Raw genomic sequence first — 16,994 nt, 5'->3', positions numbered from 1 at the left:
CCCCCCCCCCCCCCCCCCCCCTCGGCCCGCCGCCCCCCCCCCCCCCCCCCCCGCGACCCCGGCGCGGGCCACAGCGACCCACGCTTCCAGCAGACAGCAGCTTTGCCCCGCCGCCGCTTCCCGCCGGCGGCGCGGCGCGTTAGAAAGGTGGCCCATGACGCGGTTCGTTTTCATCACCGGCGGCGTGGTTTCCTCCCTCGGCAAGGGCATCGCGGCGGCCAGCCTCGGCGCGCTCCTGCAGGCGCGGGGCTACAAGGTCCGCATCCGTAAGCTCGACCCCTACCTGAACGTCGATCCGGGCACGATGAGCCCGTATCAGCATGGCGAGGTCTTCGTCACCGACGACGGCGCCGAGGCCGATCTCGACCTCGGCCATTACGAGCGCTTCACCGGCGTGCATGCCACGCGCGGTGACAGCCACACCTCGGGCCGGATCTATGCCGAGGTGATCGCCAAGGAGCGGCGGGGCGATTATCTCGGCGGCACCGTCCAGGTCATCCCGCACATCACCGACGCCATCAAGGAAGCCGCCACCGCCGACACGGACGGGCTAGACTTCGTGCTGGTCGAGGTCGGCGGCACGGTGGGCGACATCGAGTCGCTGCCCTTCCTCGAGGCGCTGCGCCAGCTCAACAACGAGCTGGGCCCGCAGAACAGCCTCTTCATGCACCTGACCCTGGTGCCCTACATCCCCTCCGCCGGCGAGCTGAAGACCAAGCCGACGCAGCACAGCGTCAAGGAGCTGCTGGGCCTCGGCATCCAGCCGCAGATCCTGCTCTGCCGCTGCGACCGGCCGATTCCCGAGAACGAGCGGCGCAAGATCGCGCTGTTCTGCAATGTCCGCCCCGAGAGCGTCATCCCGGCGCTGGATGCCTCGAGCATCTATGCCGTGCCGCTGCAGTATCACCAGGAAGGCCTGGACCGCGAGGTGCTGCGGCATTTCGGCCTGTCGATCTATGGCGAGCCCGACCTCTCCAACTGGAAGCGCATCGTGCACCGGCTGGAGCATCCCGAGGGCGAGGTGCGGATCGCCGTCGTCGGCAAGTACATCACGCTGCTTGACGCCTACAAGTCGCTGGCCGAGGCGCTGACCCATGGCGGCATCCAGCACGGCGTTCAGGTGAAGCTGGACTGGGTGGACAGCCAGATCTTCGAGACGCCGAACGCGCTGGAGCGGCTGGAGGGGGTGCATGGCATCCTGGTGCCCGGCGGCTTCGGCGAGCGTGGCGCCGAGGGCAAGATCGAGGCGGTGCGCTTCGCCCGTGAGCGCAAGGTCCCCTTCCTCGGCATCTGCTTCGGCATGCAGATGGCGGTGATCGAGGCGGCGCGGAACCTGGTCGGGCTGGAGCGCGCCTCCTCCACCGAGTTCGGCCCCACCGAGGAGCCGGTGGTCGGGCTGCTGACCGAGTGGCTGCGCGGCAACGAGCGCGAGAAGCGCTCGGCCGAGGGCGATCTCGGCGGCACCATGCGCCTCGGCGCCTATCCGGCCCAGCTGGTCGAGGGCTCCCTGGTGCGGCAGGTCTATGGCCAGGCCGAGATCAGCGAGCGCCACCGCCACCGCTACGAGGTGAACATCGGCTACCGCGAGCGGCTGGAGGCGGCGGGGCTGCGCTTCTCCGGCCTGTCGCCGGACGGGCTGCTGCCGGAGATCGTCGAGTATCCCGACCATCCCTGGTTCATCGGCGTGCAGTACCACCCCGAGCTGAAGTCGAAGCCCTTCCAGCCGCATCCGCTCTTCGCGGGCTTCGTCGGCGCGGCGGTGAAGCAGGCCCGGCTGGTCTGAGCCCCGCCCCCGCCGCGTGACGATATCCTGACGTTTTCGCGCGCGGCCCGGGGGGAGAAGCCGGGGCCTTGCCCTGGCGCCGCCGGCGTCCTATCCGCGCAGGGCCGCCCGCGCCGGCGACCCGCAGACCGTGGGCCGCCCGCGGCGCATCCAGGCCGTAACGACGAGGGATTTCCGGAATGACCGCCATCGCCGACATCATCGCCCGCGAGGTCCTCGATTCGCGGGGCAACCCGACCGTCGAGGTGGATGTGGTCCTGGAGAGCGGCGCCATGGGCCGCGCCATCGTCCCCTCCGGCGCCTCCACCGGCGCGCATGAGGCGGTGGAGCTGCGCGACGGCGACAAGTCGCGCTTCCATGGCAAGGGCGTGCAGAAGGCGGTGGCCAATGTCGAGGGCGAGATCTTCGACGCGCTCAGCGGCATGGACGCCACCGAGCAGGTCAAGATCGACGAGACGATGATCGCGCTCGACGGCACGCCGAACAAGTCGCGCCTCGGCGCCAACGCCATCCTCGCCGTCAGCCTGGCCACCGCCAAGGCCTCGGCCGAGCATTTCGGCGTGCCGCTCTACCGCTATGTCGGCGGCGTCTTCGCCCGTACCCTGCCGGTGCCGATGATGAACATCATCAATGGCGGCCAGCACGCGGACAACCCGATCGACATCCAGGAATTCATGATCATGCCGGTCGCCGCCGGCACCGAGGCGGATGCGGTCCGCATCGGCTCCGAGGTCTTCGCCAGCCTCAAGAAGGCGCTGCACGATGCCGGGCACAACACCAATGTCGGCGACGAAGGCGGCTTCGCCCCCGACCTGAAGTCGGCCGAGGAGGCGCTGGCCTTCATCAGCAAGGCCTGCGAGGCCGCCGGCCACCGCGTCGGCGAGGACATCATGTTCGCCCTCGACTGCGCCTCCACCGAGTTCTTCAAGAGCGGCGTCTACGACATGGAGGGCGAGGGCAAGAAGCTCGACGCCGCCGGCATGGTCGACTACCTGGCCGGGCTCTGCGCCAAGTTCCCGATCATCTCGATCGAGGATGGCTGCGCCGAGGACGACTGGGACGGCTGGAAGCTGCTGACCGAGACGCTGGGCGACAAGGTGCAGCTGGTGGGCGACGACCTCTTCGTCACCAATCCCGAGCGCCTGCGCCAGGGCATCGAGAAGAAGACCGCCAACTCCATCCTGGTGAAGGTGAACCAGATCGGCTCCCTGACGGAGACGCTGGAGGCGGTCGAGATGGCGCATCGCGCCGGCTACACCGCCGTCATGTCGCACCGTTCGGGCGAGACCGAGGACAGCACCATCGCCGACCTCGCCGTCGCCACCAATTGCGGGCAGATCAAGACCGGCTCCCTCTCCCGCTCCGACCGCCTGGCCAAGTACAACCAGCTGATCCGCATCGAGCAGGGTCTGGGCCCGGCCGGCCGCTATGCCGGCCGCACCATCCTTCGGTGCTGAGGGCCGGGGCCGGAAGCGGCCGGGGGATGTCGTGCCCCGGCCGCTTGTGGTCCGAATGTCACGCTATGGGCCGAATGTCACGGCCTCGGCTAAACCCCTCTTGCGAAACGGCTTTGTGCTGCGGTTAGCTGGCGCAGCAAACGCCGTGCGAGGGGGATTCCGGCCATGCGCGCCATCAAGCGGACGATCCAGGTTCTCTGGCTGCCGCTCGTCTTCGCCGGGATGATCTGGCACTTCTCGTGGTATGCCGTGCATGGCCCGCGCGTCGGCTCCCTCGCCCGCGAGGCCAAGGCCCAGGAGATCGCCACCGCGCGCATCACCCTGGCTGAGGCGGAAGCCGAGCGGGACGCGCTGGAACGGCGCGTCGCCGGCCTGCGGGGCGACCGCATCGACCGCGACCAGCTCGACGAGCGCGCCCGCGCCCTGCTCAACATGGTGGGCAAGGACGAGCTCGTGGTGCCCTACGGGCCGGGCAAGCGCCTCTACTGAGCAGCTCCACTGTCCAGCGCCAGCGCGACCAGCGCCCGCGAGGCGCGGCTCTGGTAGCGCTCCCGGTGCCGCAGGGCCTTGAAGCTGCGGGGCGGCAGGTCCAGGCCCGCCCGCACCAGCAGCCCGGCCGCCAGATGCGGTCCCGCGGCCCGCTCGGAGACCACCGTCGCCCCCCCATCCGCCTCCACCGCCGCCAGCACCGCCTCGTTCGAGGGCAGCTCCAGCGCCACCTCCAGCGCCTCGGGCGCCAGGTTCCAGCCCCGTAGCAGGGCCTCGAAGGCGGCGCGGGTGCCGGAGCCGGCCTCCCGCATGATCCAGGGCGTCTCGGACAACCGCGCCGTGGCGATGGGTCCGACCTTGGCCCAGGGATGGCGCGGCCCCACCACCACCACCAGCTGGTCCGTCGCCAGCGGGGTCTGGCTGAGCGCCGGCTCCTCCACCTCCCCCTCGACGAAGCCCAGCTCCGCCACGCCCTGCAGTACGGAGAGCGCCACGCTGGTGGTGTTGCCGGCGCCGACCTCGACCCGGACCTCCGGGCAGGCGGCCCGGAAGCGCACCAGCAGCGGCGGCAGCCAGTAGCTCGCCACCGTCTGGCTGGCCTGGATGCGCAGCGTGCCGCGCAGGCTCCCGCCCAGCTCCGACAGCACGAGCTCCGCCGCCTCGGCCCGCGCCAGCACGGCGGCCGCCTCGGCGCGAAAGATCTCGCCCTCCCCGGTCAGTTCGATCCGGCGGCCGACGCGATGGAACAGGGTGATGCCATGCCGGGCCTCCAGGGCGCGGATGGCGGCGCTGACCGCGGATTGCGTCAGGTGCAGGGCGGCGGCGGCGCGGGTGACATGCTCCCGCTCGGCCACGGCGAGGAAGATGCGCAGTTGCTCCAGGGTCATGACCGTTCGGTCTAATCGAACGAAACCACAAGAACAACGCGTTGGATCGATGGATTGGCCGGCGGCACAATCGCCGTCATCCGATTGTCATGCTTCCGGTGCCCATGTCCCAGTCCGCGGCCCTTCCCGGCCCCCGCATCGCCTTGCCCCTGCTGCCCGGCCTGCTGCTCTGCGGCGCCGTCGCCAGCGCGGCGGCCCTGCTCGCCCTGGCGCAGCAGGCCCTGTTCGGCCGGGCCTGGCTGGACGGGCTGGTGCTGGCCATCCTGCTCGGCACCGGGTTGCGCAGCCTGCGCCCGCTGCCCGCCGCCACCGCCCCCGGCATCGCCTTCAGCGCCAGGACGCTGCTGGAGATCGCCGTGATGCTGCTGGGCGCCTCGCTCAGCCTCACCACGCTGATGGCGGCCGGGCCGTGGCTGCCGCTCGGCATCGCCGTGGTGGTGGGGCTGTCCATCCTCTGCGGCTATGGCATCGGGCGCGGTCTCGGCCTGCCGCGCCGCATGGCCGTCCTGGTCGCCTGCGGCAACTCGATCTGCGGCAACTCGGCCATCGCCGCCGTGGCGCCGGTGATCGGTGCCCAGGCGCGCGACGTGACGGCGGCCATCGCCTTCACCGCGGTGCTCGGCGTCGGCCTGGTGCTGGCGCTGCCGCTCGCGGCGCCGCTGCTCGGGCTGAACGACCTGCAGTACGGTACTCTGGCGGGACTGACGGTCTATGCCGTGCCGCAGGTCCTGGCGGCGACGGCGCCGGTCTCGGCCCTGGCGGTGCAGATGGGCACGCTGGTCAAGCTGGTGCGGGTGCTGATGCTGGGGCCGGTGGTGCTCGGCTTCTCCCTGCTGGCCGGCACGCGGGCGGGCCAGCGGCCGGGCCTGGCGCGGCTGGTGCCCTGGTTCATCCTGGGCTTCCTCGGCCTGGCCCTGCTGCGGTCGCTCGGCCTGATTCCACCCGTTCTGCTCGGGCCGATCGCCACCGTGACCGGCACCCTGACGCTGCTCGCCATGGCGGCGCTCGGCCTCGGTGTGGATGTGCGGGTGGTGGCCAGGGCCGGGCTGCGCGTCTCGCTGACCGTGGTGCTCTCCCTGCTGCTGCTCGGCCTGGCGGCGCTGGGGCTGATCGCGGTGCTGCCGCCGGGGTAAGGGCCCTGGTGAGGCCCCTGGGCGGCCTCCGCGTCAGGCGCGACGCGCCTCGATGGCGTCCCAGATGGCCTTCTCCAGATGCACCCCGTCGAAGCGCGCCAGTTCCTGCAGCCCGGTCGGCGAGGTGACGTTGATCTCGGTGAGGTAATCCCCGATCACGTCGATGCCGACGAAGATCAGCCCGCGTCGCTTCAGCTCCGGCCCGATGCGGGCGCAGATCTCGCGGTCCCGCTCGGTCAGCGCCACCGCCGCGGGCCGGCCGCCGACATGCATGTTGCTGCGGCTCTCGCCCTCGGCGGGGACGCGGTTGATGGCGCCCAGCGGCTCGCCATCCACCAGGATGATGCGCTTGTCGCCGAAGCGCACGGCGGGGACGTATTGCTGGATCATCAGCGGCTCGCGGGACTTCTCGGCGTAGAGCTCGAGCAGGGCGTTGAGGTTGCCGTCCTCGGGCCGCAGGTGGAAGACGCCGGCGCCGCCATTGCCGAACAGCGGCTTGACGATGATGTCGCCGTGCTTCTGGCGGAACTTGCGCACTTCCAGCGGGTCATGGGTGATGATGGTGTCCGGCATCAACTCCGGGAACTGCATGACGAAGAGCTTCTCCGGCGCGTTGCGCACGCTCGCCGGGTCGTTCACCACCAGGGTCTTCGGGTGGATCATCTCCAGGATGTGGGTGGCGGTGATATAGGCCATGTCGAAGGGCGGGTCCTGGCGCATCAGCACCACGTCCATGGCGGAGAGGTCGTGCTCCGCCGCCTCGCCCAGCGTGTGGTGGTTGCCCTTCTCCCGCCGCACCGTCACCGGCTGCATCCGGGCCAGCACCCGGCCGCCGGCCAGCGTCAGGTCCCGGACATGGTAGTGCCAGAGCTGGTGGCCCCGCTCCTGGGCCTCCAGCATCAGGACGAAGGTGCTGTCGCCGTCGATGTTGATGCTCTGGATCGGGTCCATCTGGACCGCGACCTTCAAGGCACGCGTCATGGGGTGCTCCACTCCGTCGGTTCGCTCGGCGCCAGTGGTGGCATCGCGGACGGCGGAACGCCAGGGGTCAGATGGCCCCGGGGGAGCGGGGCGGCGGGCAGCGCCTTGACCGTCCCGCCCGCGCGGGGGATGGATGGCGGCATGACGATCCTCTCCGGCAAGGCCAGGCTGGCCGGCGTGCTGGGCTGGCCGGCCTCGCATTCCCGCTCCCCGCGGCTGCATGGCTACTGGCTGCGCCAGCATGGCATCGACGGCACCTACATCCCCCTGCAGGTGCGGCCGGAGGATTTCGCCGCCGCCGTCCGCGCCCTGGTCGCGCTCGGCTTCCGCGGCGCCAATGTCACCATCCCGCACAAGGAGGCCGCCTTCGCCCTGTGCGACGAAGTCGATGCCTCGGCGCACCGCGCGGGGGCGGTGAACACGCTGGTCTTCGACCAGGACCGCATCCACGGCAGCAACACGGACGGCTTCGGCTTCCTCGAGAGCGTGCGCGAGCAGGCGCCGGGCTGGCGCGCGGCGGATGGTCCGGCGGTGCTGCTCGGCGCCGGCGGCGCGGCGCGGGCCATCGCCGCCGCGCTGCTCGATGCCGGCTGCCCGCGCCTCACGCTGGTCAATCGCAGCCGTGCCCGCGCCGAGGCCCTGGCCGAGGCGCTGGGCGGCCCGGTCGCCGTGGCGGAGGCGCCGCCGCTGGAAGGCGCCGCCCTGCTGGTCAATTCCACCAGCCTCGGCATGACGGGCGCGCCGCCGCTGGAGATCGACCTCGCCCCCCTGCCCGCCCATGCCGTGGTGGCGGATGCCGTCTATGTCCCGCTGGAGACGCCGCTGCTGGCCGCCGCCCGGGCCCGCGGCCTGCGCGGCGTGGACGGGCTCGGCATGCTGCTGCATCAGGCGCGGCCGGGCTTCGCGGCCTGGTTCGGCGCCGCGCCCACGGTCGATGCCGCGCTGCGCGAGTTCGTGGCCGACGACATCCCGCGCCACGCATGAGGATCCTCGGCCTCACCGGCGGCATCGGCATGGGCAAGTCCACGGCGGCCAGCACCTTCCGCCGCCATGGCGTGCCGGTCTTCGACGCCGATGCCGCGGTGCACCGGCTGCAGGGCCGCGGCGGCCGCGCGGTGAGGGCGATCGGCGCCGCCTTCCCCGGCACGGTCCGCGACGGCGCCGTGGAGCGCGAGGCGCTGCGCCGCGCCGTGCTCGGCGATCCGGCGGCGCTGACCCGGCTGGAGCGCATCGTGCACCCGCTGGTGCGCGAGGAGGAGCGACGCTTCCTCGCGGCCGCCCGCCGCCAGGGCCGGCGCCTGGCGGTGCTCGACATCCCGCTGCTCTTCGAGACCGGCGGCGAGGCGCGCGTCGATGCCGTCGTGGTGGTCTCCGCCCCCGCCGCCGTCCAGCGCGCCCGCGTGCTGCGGCGGAAGGGCATGACACCGGAGCGGCTGGAGGCGATCCTGGCCCGCCAGACCCCCGACGCCGTCAAGCGCCGCCGTGCCGACCATGTCATCCGCACCGGCCTGTCCCTGGCCCATACCCGCCGCTCGATCCGCCGCCTGCTGGAGCACTACCGATGAGCCGAACCCTGGTGCTGGACACCGAGACCACCGGCTTCGACCCGCAGACCGGCGACCGCGTGCTGGAGGTGGCGGCGGTGGAGCTGGTCAACCTGGTGCCCACGGGGCGGCACTTCCACGTGCTGATCGATCCGGAGCGGGAGGTGCCGGAGGAGGCCGCGAAGGTGCACGGCTTCACCTGGGACATGCTGCGCGGCAAGCCGAAATTCGCCGAGATCGCCCCGGCCATGCTCGATTTCCTGGGCGATGACCCGATCGTCGCGCACAACGCGCCCTTCGACTTCGGCTTCCTCGACTTCGAGCTGCGCAAGGCGGGCCATCCGGTGCTCGACCGCGCGCGCATGGTGGACAGCCTGGTGCTCGCCAAGAAGCGCTTCCCCGGCCTGCCGAACAGCCTGGACGCGCTCTGCCGCCGCTACGGCATCGACAACTCCATGCGCACCGCGCACAACGCCCTGCTCGACGTGCAGCTGCTGGCCCAGGTCTATCTGGAGCTGATGGGCGGCAAGCAGCCCGACCTCGCCCTGGCCTCGGCGCCCCGGGTCGCCGCCCCGGTGATGATCGCGCTCGATGCCGCGCCGGTGACCCGCGCCCCCCGGCCGATCCGCCCCGCCGCGGCCGAGCTGGAGGCGCATGCGGAGTTCCTGAAGAAGATCAAGGACCCGATCTGGTCGCGGATCGCGGTGGCCGAGGAAGGCGGCTGAGGCGCCTCCGCCGGCCACTTCGACTCAGGCGTTCCAATCAGGGGCGAAGTCCGGGTTCACCCGCCGCCGGTCCTTGGGCAGGGCGTCGATCCGCGCGACATCCGCCGCGTCCAGCTTCGCGGCCAGTGGTACGGCCCGCAGATTGGCCTGCTGGCTCTCGCGCCGGCCGGCCTTGGGAATGGCCACCACCATCTCCTGCCGCAGCAGCCAGGCCAGCGCCACCTGCAGGGGCGAGGCGCCGTGCTTGCGGCCGATCTCCTGCAGCACCGGCTGCTCCGCCAGCGCGCCCTGGCCGAGCGGCGAATAGGCGGTGAGCGCGATGCCGCGCGGCACGCACCATTCGAGCAGCGCCCGCTGCGACAGCAGGGCATGGTATTCGACCTGCAGGCAGGCCGGCGCGGCGCCGATCTCCTCCAGCCGGCGCATCAGGCCGAGGGGGAAGTTGGAGACGCCCCAGCGGCGGATCAGCCCCTCCGACCGCGCCGCCTCCAGCGCCGCGACGACGGCGGGCAGGTCCATGTCCGGCGCCGGCCAGTGCACCAGGAAAAGATCCAGGTAGGGTGTGGCCAGCTTGCGCAGTGAGCCTTCCAGCGAGCGGCGCAGCGCCTCCGGGGCGAGATTGTCGTACCAGACCTTGCTGGTCAGGAAGATCTCGCCGCGCGCCACGCCCGCGGCGGCCAGGCCGGCGCCGACCTCGACCTCGTTGCCGTAGCGGTCCGCCGTGTCGACATGCCGGTAGCCGAGCGCCAGGGCGCTCTCCACCGCCGCCTGCCCTTCCGCCCCCGCCAGCTTCCAGGTGCCCAGCCCCAGCTTGGGGATGGCGATGCGCGAGGATTCGGCCAGCGGGATGGCGACAGGGGTCTCGGCGGGCTGTGTCATGTCTCGGCTCCGTGGCGGAACGACCGCGGGGCGGCACCATGCCGCCCCGCGTGACCCCTGCAACCTGGGTTGCTGCAACTTGGGCTTGGCCGCAGGCGTTGCACCGCCATGCGCCCGGAGTCCCGTCCCGCCTCAGCCCTTCGAAACGGCCTCCGGTGCCAGGGCGCGCCGCGCCGTCTCGGCCAGGAAGCCGCTGGCCACCGGCAGGACGGCGTCGTTGAAGTCGTAATGCGGGTTGTGCAGCTCCCGCCCCCCTTCCGAGGAGCCGTTGCCGATCCAGACGAAGGCGCCCGGCACCTCGTTGAGGAAGTGCGAGAAGTCCTCCCCCGTCATCGCCGGCGGGATGTCGCGCCGCAGCTCGGTCACGGCGGCCGCGGCCTCGGCGGCCAGATCGCGCTCCTCGGGGTGATTGCTGGTCACCGGCACGCCGCCCCAGATCCGGCTGGTGGCCTGCACGCCGAAGGTGGCGGAGACGCCCTCCGCGACGCGGCGCAGGCCCTCCTCGATCTGCCGGCCGACCTCCGGGCGCAGGAAGCGCATGCTGCCCTTGATCGAGACACGGGCCGCGATCTGGTTCTCCGCCTCGCCACCCTTCACCATGGTCAGGCTGACCACGCCGGTATCGATCGGGTCCAGGGTGCGGGCCACGATCGACTGGCAGGCGACGATGGCATGGCCGGCCGCGACGATGGGATCGCGCGTCAGATGCGGCAGGGCGGCATGGCCCGCATGGCCCTCGATGGCGATCTCGAAGCGCCGCCCGGCGGCCATCACCGCGCCGTCATGCACGGCGATGGTTCCGGCGGCGAGCCCGGGCCAGTTGTGCCAGCCGAAGATGCGGTCCATCGGGAAGCGCCGGAACAGCCCGTCCTTCACCATGGCGGCGGCGCCGCCGCCGCCCTCCTCGGCCGGCTGGAACACCAGCCGCACCGTGCCGCTCCAGCTCTCGTCCCGCAGGAGCATGGCCGCGGCGCCGAGCAGGGCCGTGGTATGGCCGTCATGACCGCAGGCATGCATGACGCCCGGATTGGTGCTGCGCCATTCCAGGTCCTGCGCCGCCTCCTCGATCGGCAGCGCATCCATGTCGGCGCGCAGGCCGACGCTGCGGTTGCTGCCGGGCCGGTGCAGCGTGGCGACGACGCCATGGCCGCCGACGCCGGTGGCGATCTCCGTCACGCCGAGCTCCCTCAGCTTCTCGACGACGAAGCTCGCGGTCGGGCCTTCGTGAAGGGTGAGGCTCGGGTTGGCGTGGAGATGCCTGCGCCAACGCGTCAGTGTTTCGGCAAGGGTCGCGTCCATGTGCTAGGGCATACCCCCTAAAGCCATGCGCCTCAAATCCCGCCTTCTCCCCCTCGCCGTCTCCCTGCCGCTGGCCGGCACCCTGGCCGTCGCGCTGCCCCTGGCGGCGATGCTGCACGCCGCCGCCCAGCCCCCTCCCGCCGGCGCCGCGCCGGAGGAGAATGCCGAGGAGCCGGGCCTGGCCTACAGCGTGAGCCTGCCCGAAACCGGCGACTCGGCGCTCGACGACGCCATCTCGCGGGCCTCGGCGCTAGAGCAGCTGCGCGAGCGGGCTCCGGTCGACGCCTTCGGCCTGGTCAGCCGCGCCCTGGCCGAGGCCAACAACATGCGCGACGCGCTGCGTTCGGAGGGCTACTACAACGGCAGCAGCCGCGTGACGGTGGATGGCTCCCCGGCGGACACGCCCGGCCTGGCCGACCGGCTGGCGGCGCGCGGCGCCTCGGACCAGCCGGTCCCCGTCGTCATCACGGTGGAGAAGGGGCCGCAATACACCCTGGCCCCGGTGCTGCTGCGCACCGATCCGCCCGGCTTCCCGCTCGGCGCGATGGGCGAGACCGGGCTCGCCGAGGGGCAGCCGGCCCGGGCGCAGCCGATCCTGGACGCCCAGGGGCGGATCAACCAGGCGCTGCGCGATGCCGGCCATCCCTTCGCCGAACTCGGCCGCCGCGTCATCGCCGATCACGACACGCGCAAGCTCGAGGTGACCTTCCTGGTGACGCCGGGTCCGCGCGCCCTGTTCGCCCGCCCCGGCGTCACCGGAGAGGAACGGACCCGCAGCGAGCTGCTCGCCCGCATGGTCCAGCCGCTGGAAGGGCAGGTCTTCAGCCAGGAACGTATCGAGAAGACACGGCAGGACCTGCTCAGCCTCGGCGTCTTCGGCACCGTCCGCGCCCGCGCCGGAGACCGGCTGGACGAGGAGGGGCGCCTGCCGATGACCTTCACGGTGGTGGAGCGGCCGCTGCACGCGGTGGGCTTCGGCGCCGCCTACGAGACCCGCTACGGCCCCACGGTGAGCGCCTACTGGGAGCACCGCAACCTCTTCGGCGGCGCCGAGCGCCTGCGCCTGGAGGCGGAGGTCAACCGCCTCGGCACCACCGGCGACACGAGCGACACCGGCGGCAAGATCGGCGCCAGCCTGCGCACCCCATGGTTCCTGGGCCGCAACCAGACACTGACCTTCGACATCGCCGCCCTGCGCGAGCGGCCCGATGCCTATGACCGCGATGCCTTCACGCTGGGCGCCCTGCTCGAGCGCACCTGGTCGCCCCGGCTGAGCTACGGCTTCGGTCCGCAGATCGAGTTCAGCCGCGTCACCCAGGATGGCGTGACCACCGATTACCAGCTGCTCGGCCTTCTGGGCCAGCTGCGCTGGACGGATGTGGACAATCCGCTGAACCCCTCGCGCGGGACCCGCGCCTCGCTGCTGGTCAACCCGATCTACAGCATGGGCGAGAGCAACGTCTTCACGCGGCTGCGCGCCCAGGGCAGCACCTACTTCGACATGCTGGGCGACAAGGGCAGCATCCTGGCCGTGCGCGGCGTGGTCGGCAGCATCGTCGGCGCCTCCTATGGCGGCGTACCGCCGGACAAGCGCTTCTATTCCGGCGGCGGCGGCTCGGTACGCGGCTACACCTACCAGTCGATCGGCCCGCGCACGGCGATCAACGAGCCGGCGGGCGGCCTGTCCCTGGTGGAAGGGTCCATCGAGCTGCGCCAAAGGGTCAGCGGCCCCTGGGGCCTGGCCGCCTTCGTCGATGCCGGCTCGGTCACCGAGGATCCCACGCCGGATTTCGACAATGTGAAGGTGGGCGCGGGGCTTGGCCTGCGTTATCTCACCGGGATCGGGCCCATCCGCGCCGATATCGCCGTTCCGCTGAACAAGGAGCGGGGCGATTCCGCCTTCGGTGTCTACATCGGCATCGGACAGGCCTTCTGAGGCCGCTTCGCCTCTCCAGGGCCCTGTCCCTGGCAGACGCTTCCAGAAAGGACAGGCTGTCGGTTTGATGCGTCGTCTCCTGCGCTGGCTCCTCATCATTCTTCTCGTTCTCGTTCTCCTGCCTCCCCTCCTGATCGGGGGCGCCCTGCTGGCGGCGAACACCGGGCCGGGGCAGAGGATGATCACCAGCCTCGCGGAACGCTTCGTGCCCGGCCTGACGCTGCAGGGGCTGCACGGGCCGATTCCCGGCGCGCCCGGCTTCGAACGGCTGGTGATGGCCGATTCCGCCGGCCCCTGGCTGGAGATCGAGCGCGGCCGCATCGGCCTCGCCCTGGCCGATCTGGTACGACGCGAGTTCCGCATCGAGGAGATCGCCGCCGAGCGCATCGCCCTGCTCCGCCTGCCCGAGCCGGCGCCTGAGCCCGAAGCGGAACCCGAGAGCGGTCCCACCACCATTCCCAGCCTGCCGGACCTGCCGGTCTCGCTGCATCTCGACCGCCTGCACGCCGCTCGCATCGAGCTGCCCCGCGCCCTTGTCGGCCTGCCGGCCGAGGCGGGCGCCGAGGGGCAGCCCGTCGCCCTGTCGCTGGACGGCGAGGCCAGCCTGATCGCCGCCGCCCTGCGCGCGAAGCTGGCCGTGCGGCGGCTGGACGCGCCCGGGCAGCTCGACCTCGATCTGGGGCTGGACCCCAGGGGGCGTCTGCTGGCCGACCTGCGTGGGCAGGAGCCGCCGGGTGGCGTGCTGGCCAGCGCCCTGGGCCTGCCCCAGGCCCCCGCCGATATCAGCCTGCGGCTCGATGGGCCGGCGCAGGACGCTGCCCTCGCCCTGCGCGCCTCGCTCGGGACGGAGGCCGCGCTGACCGCCGATGGCCGGGTCGGGCTGGCGGAGGACGGCGCCGCCAGCCTGCGGCTGCAGGGCCGGCTGGACGCGCCGGCCCAGCTGGCGCCGGAGCCGGTGCGGCAGATCGACTTCGCGGTGGAGGGCGGGCGGCTGGCGGACGGCCGGCCGGAACTGCGCGCCCTGCGCCTCGCCACCCAGGCCGCCACCGTCACCGCGCAGGGCGACATGGCGCTGCTGAACGTCCAGGCCGAGGTCGCCGATTCCGCCCGGCTCGGCGCGCTGGTGCCCGAGGGCTTCGGCTGGGAGGCCCTCTCGCTCACCGCGCGTATCGCCGAGGCCGAGCGGATCGAGGCGAGCCTGCGGCCGCGCGGCCTGCGCGGCCCCGATCCGCTAGGCGGCGCCTTGGGTCCGGCGCCGGAGATCGACTTCACCGGCACGCCGACCCGCATCGACAGGCTGGAACTGCGCGGCGCGGGCGCCCGGCTCACCGCACAGGGCACCGGCTGGGACGTGCTGGACCTCACGGCGCGGCTGGAGGTGCCGGAACTCGGCGTCATCCGTCCGGAGCTCTCCGGCCCCATCGCCGTCGACGCGCATGTCACCGGGCCGGTCACCGATCCCGGCTTCACTCTGCAGGCGGAAAGCCCCGGGCTGGTGGTTTCGGGCCGCAAGGTCGAGGCACCCCGACTCTCGGCCGAGGTGCCGGCGATCAGCGGCATGGCGGGGCGGCTGCACCTGACCGGCCGGGCCGAGGGCCAGCCGATCTCGGTGGCGCTGCGCGCCGCCCGGGAGGGCGATCTGGTGCGGCTGGCGGAGGGCGAGGCGACCTTCGGCCCGATCCGTGCCACGGCCGACGGCGCCTTCAACACGGCGACCGGCCTGTTCGACGGCAGCGCCAATGTCGCCGCGCCGGATCTGCGGCCGCTTTCGGAGCTGGCCGGACAGCCCATCGCCGGCCAGCTCAGCATCACCGCGGAGCTGAACGCCACGCCGGAGGGCCGGCAGGCCGTGGATGCCCGCGCCGATATCCGCCGCGTCGAGCTGGGAGGCCAGGCCTACGCCGCCGAGATGACCCTGAAGGGCACCGATGCCGCCCTGGACTGGGCGGCGCGGGGCCAGCTTCCGCAGGCCAATGTCAGCGGCCATGGCCGCTTCAGCAGCGGCGAGGCCGGCAAGCGCCTCGATATCGCCGCCTTCGACGTCACCCAGGGCAATATGGGGATCCGCCTCGCGGCGCCGGGCGCGATCCTGCTGCCGCCCTCGGGTGCCGTGGAGATCCCCGGCCTGCGCCTCGCCGCGCGCCCGGCCGGCAACCTGACCCTCAGCGGCCGCTGGGGGCCGGACACCGCGGACCTGCGCCTCGCCCTGGCCGCCCTGCCTGCCTCCCTGGTCAATATGTTCGCCCCCGAACCACGCCTCTCCGGCACGGTGGTGGGCGAGGCGCGCGTCACCGGCCCCACCAGCGCGCCCGAGGTGCAGGCGACGCTGAACGGCACCGGCCTCCGCGCCGAGGCCGACTGGTCGCGCGGCTGGCCGGCCGCCACCTTGCGCGTCGAGGCGCGGCGCAGCGGCGCCGGCGCCGTCCAGGCCACCGCCGCGGTGCGGATGGGCAACCTCCTCACCCTCGACGCCGAGGCGCGGCTGCCGCAGGGTCCGGGTGCCGAGGCGCCGCTTTCGGCCCGCGTCACCGGCAACGCCAATCTGCAGCCGCTGCTGGCGCCCAGCCTGGGCGGCGGGGCCAATCGCGTGGTCGGCCGCATCGCCCTCGATGGCGGCGCCACCGGCACCCTCGCGGCCCCGGTGCTGAACGGCACCGCGACGCTCACCGGCGGCGAGGTGCGCAACCCGCTCTACGGCCTGCGTCTGACGAACATCACCGGCCGGGTGCGCGCCGCCGGCGACCAGGTCGTGCTGGAGAACTTCGTCGCCCGCGCCGGCGAAGGCCGCATCAGCGCCAGTGGCACGGCGCAGCCCCTCGCCCCGGGCATCCCGCTGGACATCGCCATCACGGCGCGCGACGCCACGCCGGTGCAGAGCGAGCTGGTCACCGCCCTGCTCGATGCCGACCTCCGCTTCACCGGCCCGCTGCAGACCAGCCCCGCCCTGGGCGGCACGGTGCGGTTGCGGCGCGTGGCGGTGAACATTCCGCAGAGCCTGCCGGGGGGTGGCGTCGCCACGCTGGGCCAGGTGTACGAGCGCGGGCGCGACGCCCCGCCGCCGCCCGCCCCCTCCAGCCCGCCGCCGCCGATCGCCCTCGACATCCGGATCGAGGCCCCGCAATCGCTGCTGATCCGCGGCCGGGGGCTGGATGCCGAGCTGGGCGGCAACCTCCATATCGGCGGCACCGCGGCCAATGTGCAGCCCGACGGCGCCTTCAGCATGCGGCGCGGCACCTTCCAGCTGCTGGACCGGCGCATCACCTTCGACCGCGGCAACCTGACCTTCGATGGCGCAATGACGCCGGCGCTGGACTTCCTGGCCACCACCCGCTCGCAATCCATCACCATCACGATCACCGTCACCGGACAGCCGAGCAATCCGACCATCACCTTCAGCTCCGAGCCGGAACTGCCGCAGGACGAGGTGCTGGCGCGGCTGCTCTTCAACCGTTCGGTCGACCGGCTCTCGCCCTTCGAGATCGCGCAGCTGGCCGGCGGCGCCGCCAGCCTGGCGGGCGTCGGGCCCACGGGCGGCCGCGGTTTCCTCGGGCGGCTGGCCGACCGGCTGGGCCTCGACCGGCTTGGCGTGGGCGGCGGCGGCAGCGGCACCGACACGGACAGCAGCAACGCCAACAACCCTTCCGTCCAGGCCGGCGGCTATATCAGCCCGGGCGTCTATGTCGGGGTCGAGCAGGGCACCGAGGGGGGGCCGCGCGTCGGCGTGGAGGTGGAGCTGACGCCACGCCTGAAGCTCGAGAGCAGCACCGGCGGCGAGTCCGGGGAGCGGCTGGGGCTCAGCTACGAGTTCGAGTACTGAGGCCTGGAGGGCCCGCGACATGGCGGCCTGCATCAGGCGGCCGCTATACCGTTTCGAAAATGAA

The 16,994-nt window shown here is 72.5% G+C and carries 13 protein-coding genes; 9 read left to right on the top strand and 4 right to left on the bottom strand.

The features are described 5' to 3' along the window. Window positions 1-154 precede the first annotated feature (154 nt). The 3 genes from ACVMLK_RS03570 (at window position 155) to ACVMLK_RS03560 (ending at window position 3,729) form a co-directional block, all read left to right on the top strand. Window positions 155-1,783, top strand: a complete 1,629-nt coding sequence (locus tag ACVMLK_RS03570) for a CTP synthase (RefSeq protein ID WP_422924531.1) — start codon at window positions 155-157, stop codon at window positions 1,781-1,783. 179 nt (window positions 1,784-1,962) lie between these two features. Continuing rightward, window positions 1,963-3,240 carry a phosphopyruvate hydratase gene (eno, locus tag ACVMLK_RS03565; protein ID WP_457485645.1) on the top strand — a complete coding sequence of 426 codons (1,278 nt, stop codon included), beginning with the start codon at window positions 1,963-1,965 and terminating at the stop codon, window positions 3,238-3,240. Window positions 3,241-3,405: 165 nt separating this feature from the next. After that, window positions 3,406-3,729 carry an FtsB family cell division protein gene (locus ACVMLK_RS03560; protein ID WP_198364637.1) on the top strand — a complete coding sequence of 108 codons (324 nt, stop codon included), beginning with the start codon at window positions 3,406-3,408 and terminating at the stop codon, window positions 3,727-3,729. On the opposite strand, the gene ACVMLK_RS03555 is transcribed toward ACVMLK_RS03560, so the two are convergent. Further along, a complete protein-coding gene (locus ACVMLK_RS03555) occupies window positions 3,723-4,616 on the bottom strand; it encodes a LysR family transcriptional regulator (RefSeq protein WP_457485644.1) in 894 nt (297 codons plus the stop codon). The genes ACVMLK_RS03560 and ACVMLK_RS03555 overlap by 7 nt on opposite strands. A 104-nt stretch (window positions 4,617-4,720) precedes the next feature. Here ACVMLK_RS03555 and ACVMLK_RS03550 point away from each other — a divergent pair, with 104 nt between their 5' ends. Next, window positions 4,721-5,749, top strand: a complete 1,029-nt coding sequence (locus ACVMLK_RS03550) for a YeiH family protein (protein ID WP_457485643.1) — start codon at window positions 4,721-4,723, stop codon at window positions 5,747-5,749. 33 nt (window positions 5,750-5,782) lie between these two features. On the opposite strand, the gene gshB is transcribed toward ACVMLK_RS03550, so the two are convergent. Beyond that, window positions 5,783-6,730, bottom strand: a complete 948-nt coding sequence (gshB, locus tag ACVMLK_RS03545; RefSeq protein WP_457485642.1) for a glutathione synthase — start codon at window positions 6,728-6,730, stop codon at window positions 5,783-5,785. A 141-nt stretch (window positions 6,731-6,871) separates the two neighbouring features. Here gshB and ACVMLK_RS03540 point away from each other — a divergent pair, with 141 nt between their 5' ends. Genes ACVMLK_RS03540 through dnaQ form a run of 3 tightly spaced genes read left to right on the top strand, consistent with a single transcriptional unit; the run spans window position 6,872 to window position 8,999 of the window. Further along, window positions 6,872-7,714, top strand: coding sequence for a shikimate dehydrogenase (locus ACVMLK_RS03540; RefSeq protein ID WP_457485641.1), 843 nt, complete (start codon window positions 6,872-6,874; stop codon window positions 7,712-7,714). Continuing rightward, window positions 7,711-8,295: a dephospho-CoA kinase gene (coaE, locus tag ACVMLK_RS03535; RefSeq protein ID WP_457485640.1), complete on the top strand. Its 585-nt coding sequence runs from the start codon at window positions 7,711-7,713 to the stop codon at window positions 8,293-8,295. The genes ACVMLK_RS03540 and coaE overlap by 4 nt, the downstream gene beginning before the upstream one ends. Next, complete coding sequence (dnaQ, locus tag ACVMLK_RS03530; RefSeq protein ID WP_198364632.1) at window positions 8,292-8,999, top strand: DNA polymerase III subunit epsilon; 708 nt, start codon at window positions 8,292-8,294, stop codon at window positions 8,997-8,999. Before coaE ends, dnaQ begins: the two co-directional genes overlap by 4 nt. 24 nt (window positions 9,000-9,023) lie before the next feature. Here the strand turns inward: dnaQ and ACVMLK_RS03525 are convergent, their stop codons facing one another. Together ACVMLK_RS03525 and ACVMLK_RS03520 are read right to left on the bottom strand one after the other, a co-directional pair. After that, complete coding sequence (locus tag ACVMLK_RS03525; protein WP_457485639.1) at window positions 9,024-9,878, bottom strand: aldo/keto reductase; 855 nt, start codon at window positions 9,876-9,878, stop codon at window positions 9,024-9,026. Between the two features lie 132 nt (window positions 9,879-10,010). Beyond that, window positions 10,011-11,177, bottom strand: a complete 1,167-nt coding sequence (locus tag ACVMLK_RS03520) for an amidohydrolase (protein ID WP_198364630.1) — start codon at window positions 11,175-11,177, stop codon at window positions 10,011-10,013. 25 nt (window positions 11,178-11,202) lie between these two features. On the opposite strand from ACVMLK_RS03520, the gene ACVMLK_RS03515 reads away from it, so the two are divergent. Then, on the top strand, window positions 11,203-13,113 hold the full coding sequence (locus tag ACVMLK_RS03515) for an autotransporter assembly complex protein TamA (protein WP_457485638.1): 1,911 nt from the start codon (window positions 11,203-11,205) through the stop codon (window positions 13,111-13,113). 67 nt (window positions 13,114-13,180) lie between these two features. Beyond that, window positions 13,181-16,930 (top strand): translocation/assembly module TamB domain-containing protein, encoded by a 3,750-nt coding sequence (locus tag ACVMLK_RS03510; protein WP_457485637.1) that lies wholly within the window; start codon window positions 13,181-13,183, stop codon window positions 16,928-16,930. Window positions 16,931-16,994: the final 64 nt, after the last annotated feature.

The sequence above is a fragment of the Teichococcus aerofrigidensis genome (genome assembly GCF_054073225.1).
The sequence above is the reverse complement of the archived record's forward strand: the minus strand, read 5'-3'. Positions and strand labels throughout refer to the sequence as shown.

What these genes read in the sequence shown, in the direction of transcription:
- gshB (WP_457485642.1), bottom strand. Translation starts at nt 6,730, where the DNA reads ATGACGCGTGCCTTGAAGGTCGCGGTCCAGATGGACCCGATCCAGAGC.
- ACVMLK_RS03515 (WP_457485638.1), top strand. Translation starts at nt 11,203, where the DNA reads ATGCGCCTCAAATCCCGCCTTCTCCCCCTCGCCGTCTCCCTGCCGCTG.
- eno (WP_457485645.1), top strand. Translation starts at nt 1,963, where the DNA reads ATGACCGCCATCGCCGACATCATCGCCCGCGAGGTCCTCGATTCGCGG.
- ACVMLK_RS03540 (WP_457485641.1), top strand. Translation starts at nt 6,872, where the DNA reads ATGACGATCCTCTCCGGCAAGGCCAGGCTGGCCGGCGTGCTGGGCTGG.
- coaE (WP_457485640.1), top strand. Translation starts at nt 7,711, where the DNA reads ATGAGGATCCTCGGCCTCACCGGCGGCATCGGCATGGGCAAGTCCACG.
- ACVMLK_RS03510 (WP_457485637.1), top strand. Translation starts at nt 13,181, where the DNA reads ATGCGTCGTCTCCTGCGCTGGCTCCTCATCATTCTTCTCGTTCTCGTT.
- ACVMLK_RS03550 (WP_457485643.1), top strand. Translation starts at nt 4,721, where the DNA reads ATGTCCCAGTCCGCGGCCCTTCCCGGCCCCCGCATCGCCTTGCCCCTG.
- ACVMLK_RS03555 (WP_457485644.1), bottom strand. Translation starts at nt 4,616, where the DNA reads ATGACCCTGGAGCAACTGCGCATCTTCCTCGCCGTGGCCGAGCGGGAG.
- dnaQ (WP_198364632.1), top strand. Translation starts at nt 8,292, where the DNA reads ATGAGCCGAACCCTGGTGCTGGACACCGAGACCACCGGCTTCGACCCG.
- ACVMLK_RS03560 (WP_198364637.1), top strand. Translation starts at nt 3,406, where the DNA reads ATGCGCGCCATCAAGCGGACGATCCAGGTTCTCTGGCTGCCGCTCGTC.
- ACVMLK_RS03525 (WP_457485639.1), bottom strand. Translation starts at nt 9,878, where the DNA reads ATGACACAGCCCGCCGAGACCCCTGTCGCCATCCCGCTGGCCGAATCC.
- ACVMLK_RS03520 (WP_198364630.1), bottom strand. Translation starts at nt 11,177, where the DNA reads ATGGACGCGACCCTTGCCGAAACACTGACGCGTTGGCGCAGGCATCTC.
- ACVMLK_RS03570 (WP_422924531.1), top strand. Translation starts at nt 155, where the DNA reads ATGACGCGGTTCGTTTTCATCACCGGCGGCGTGGTTTCCTCCCTCGGC.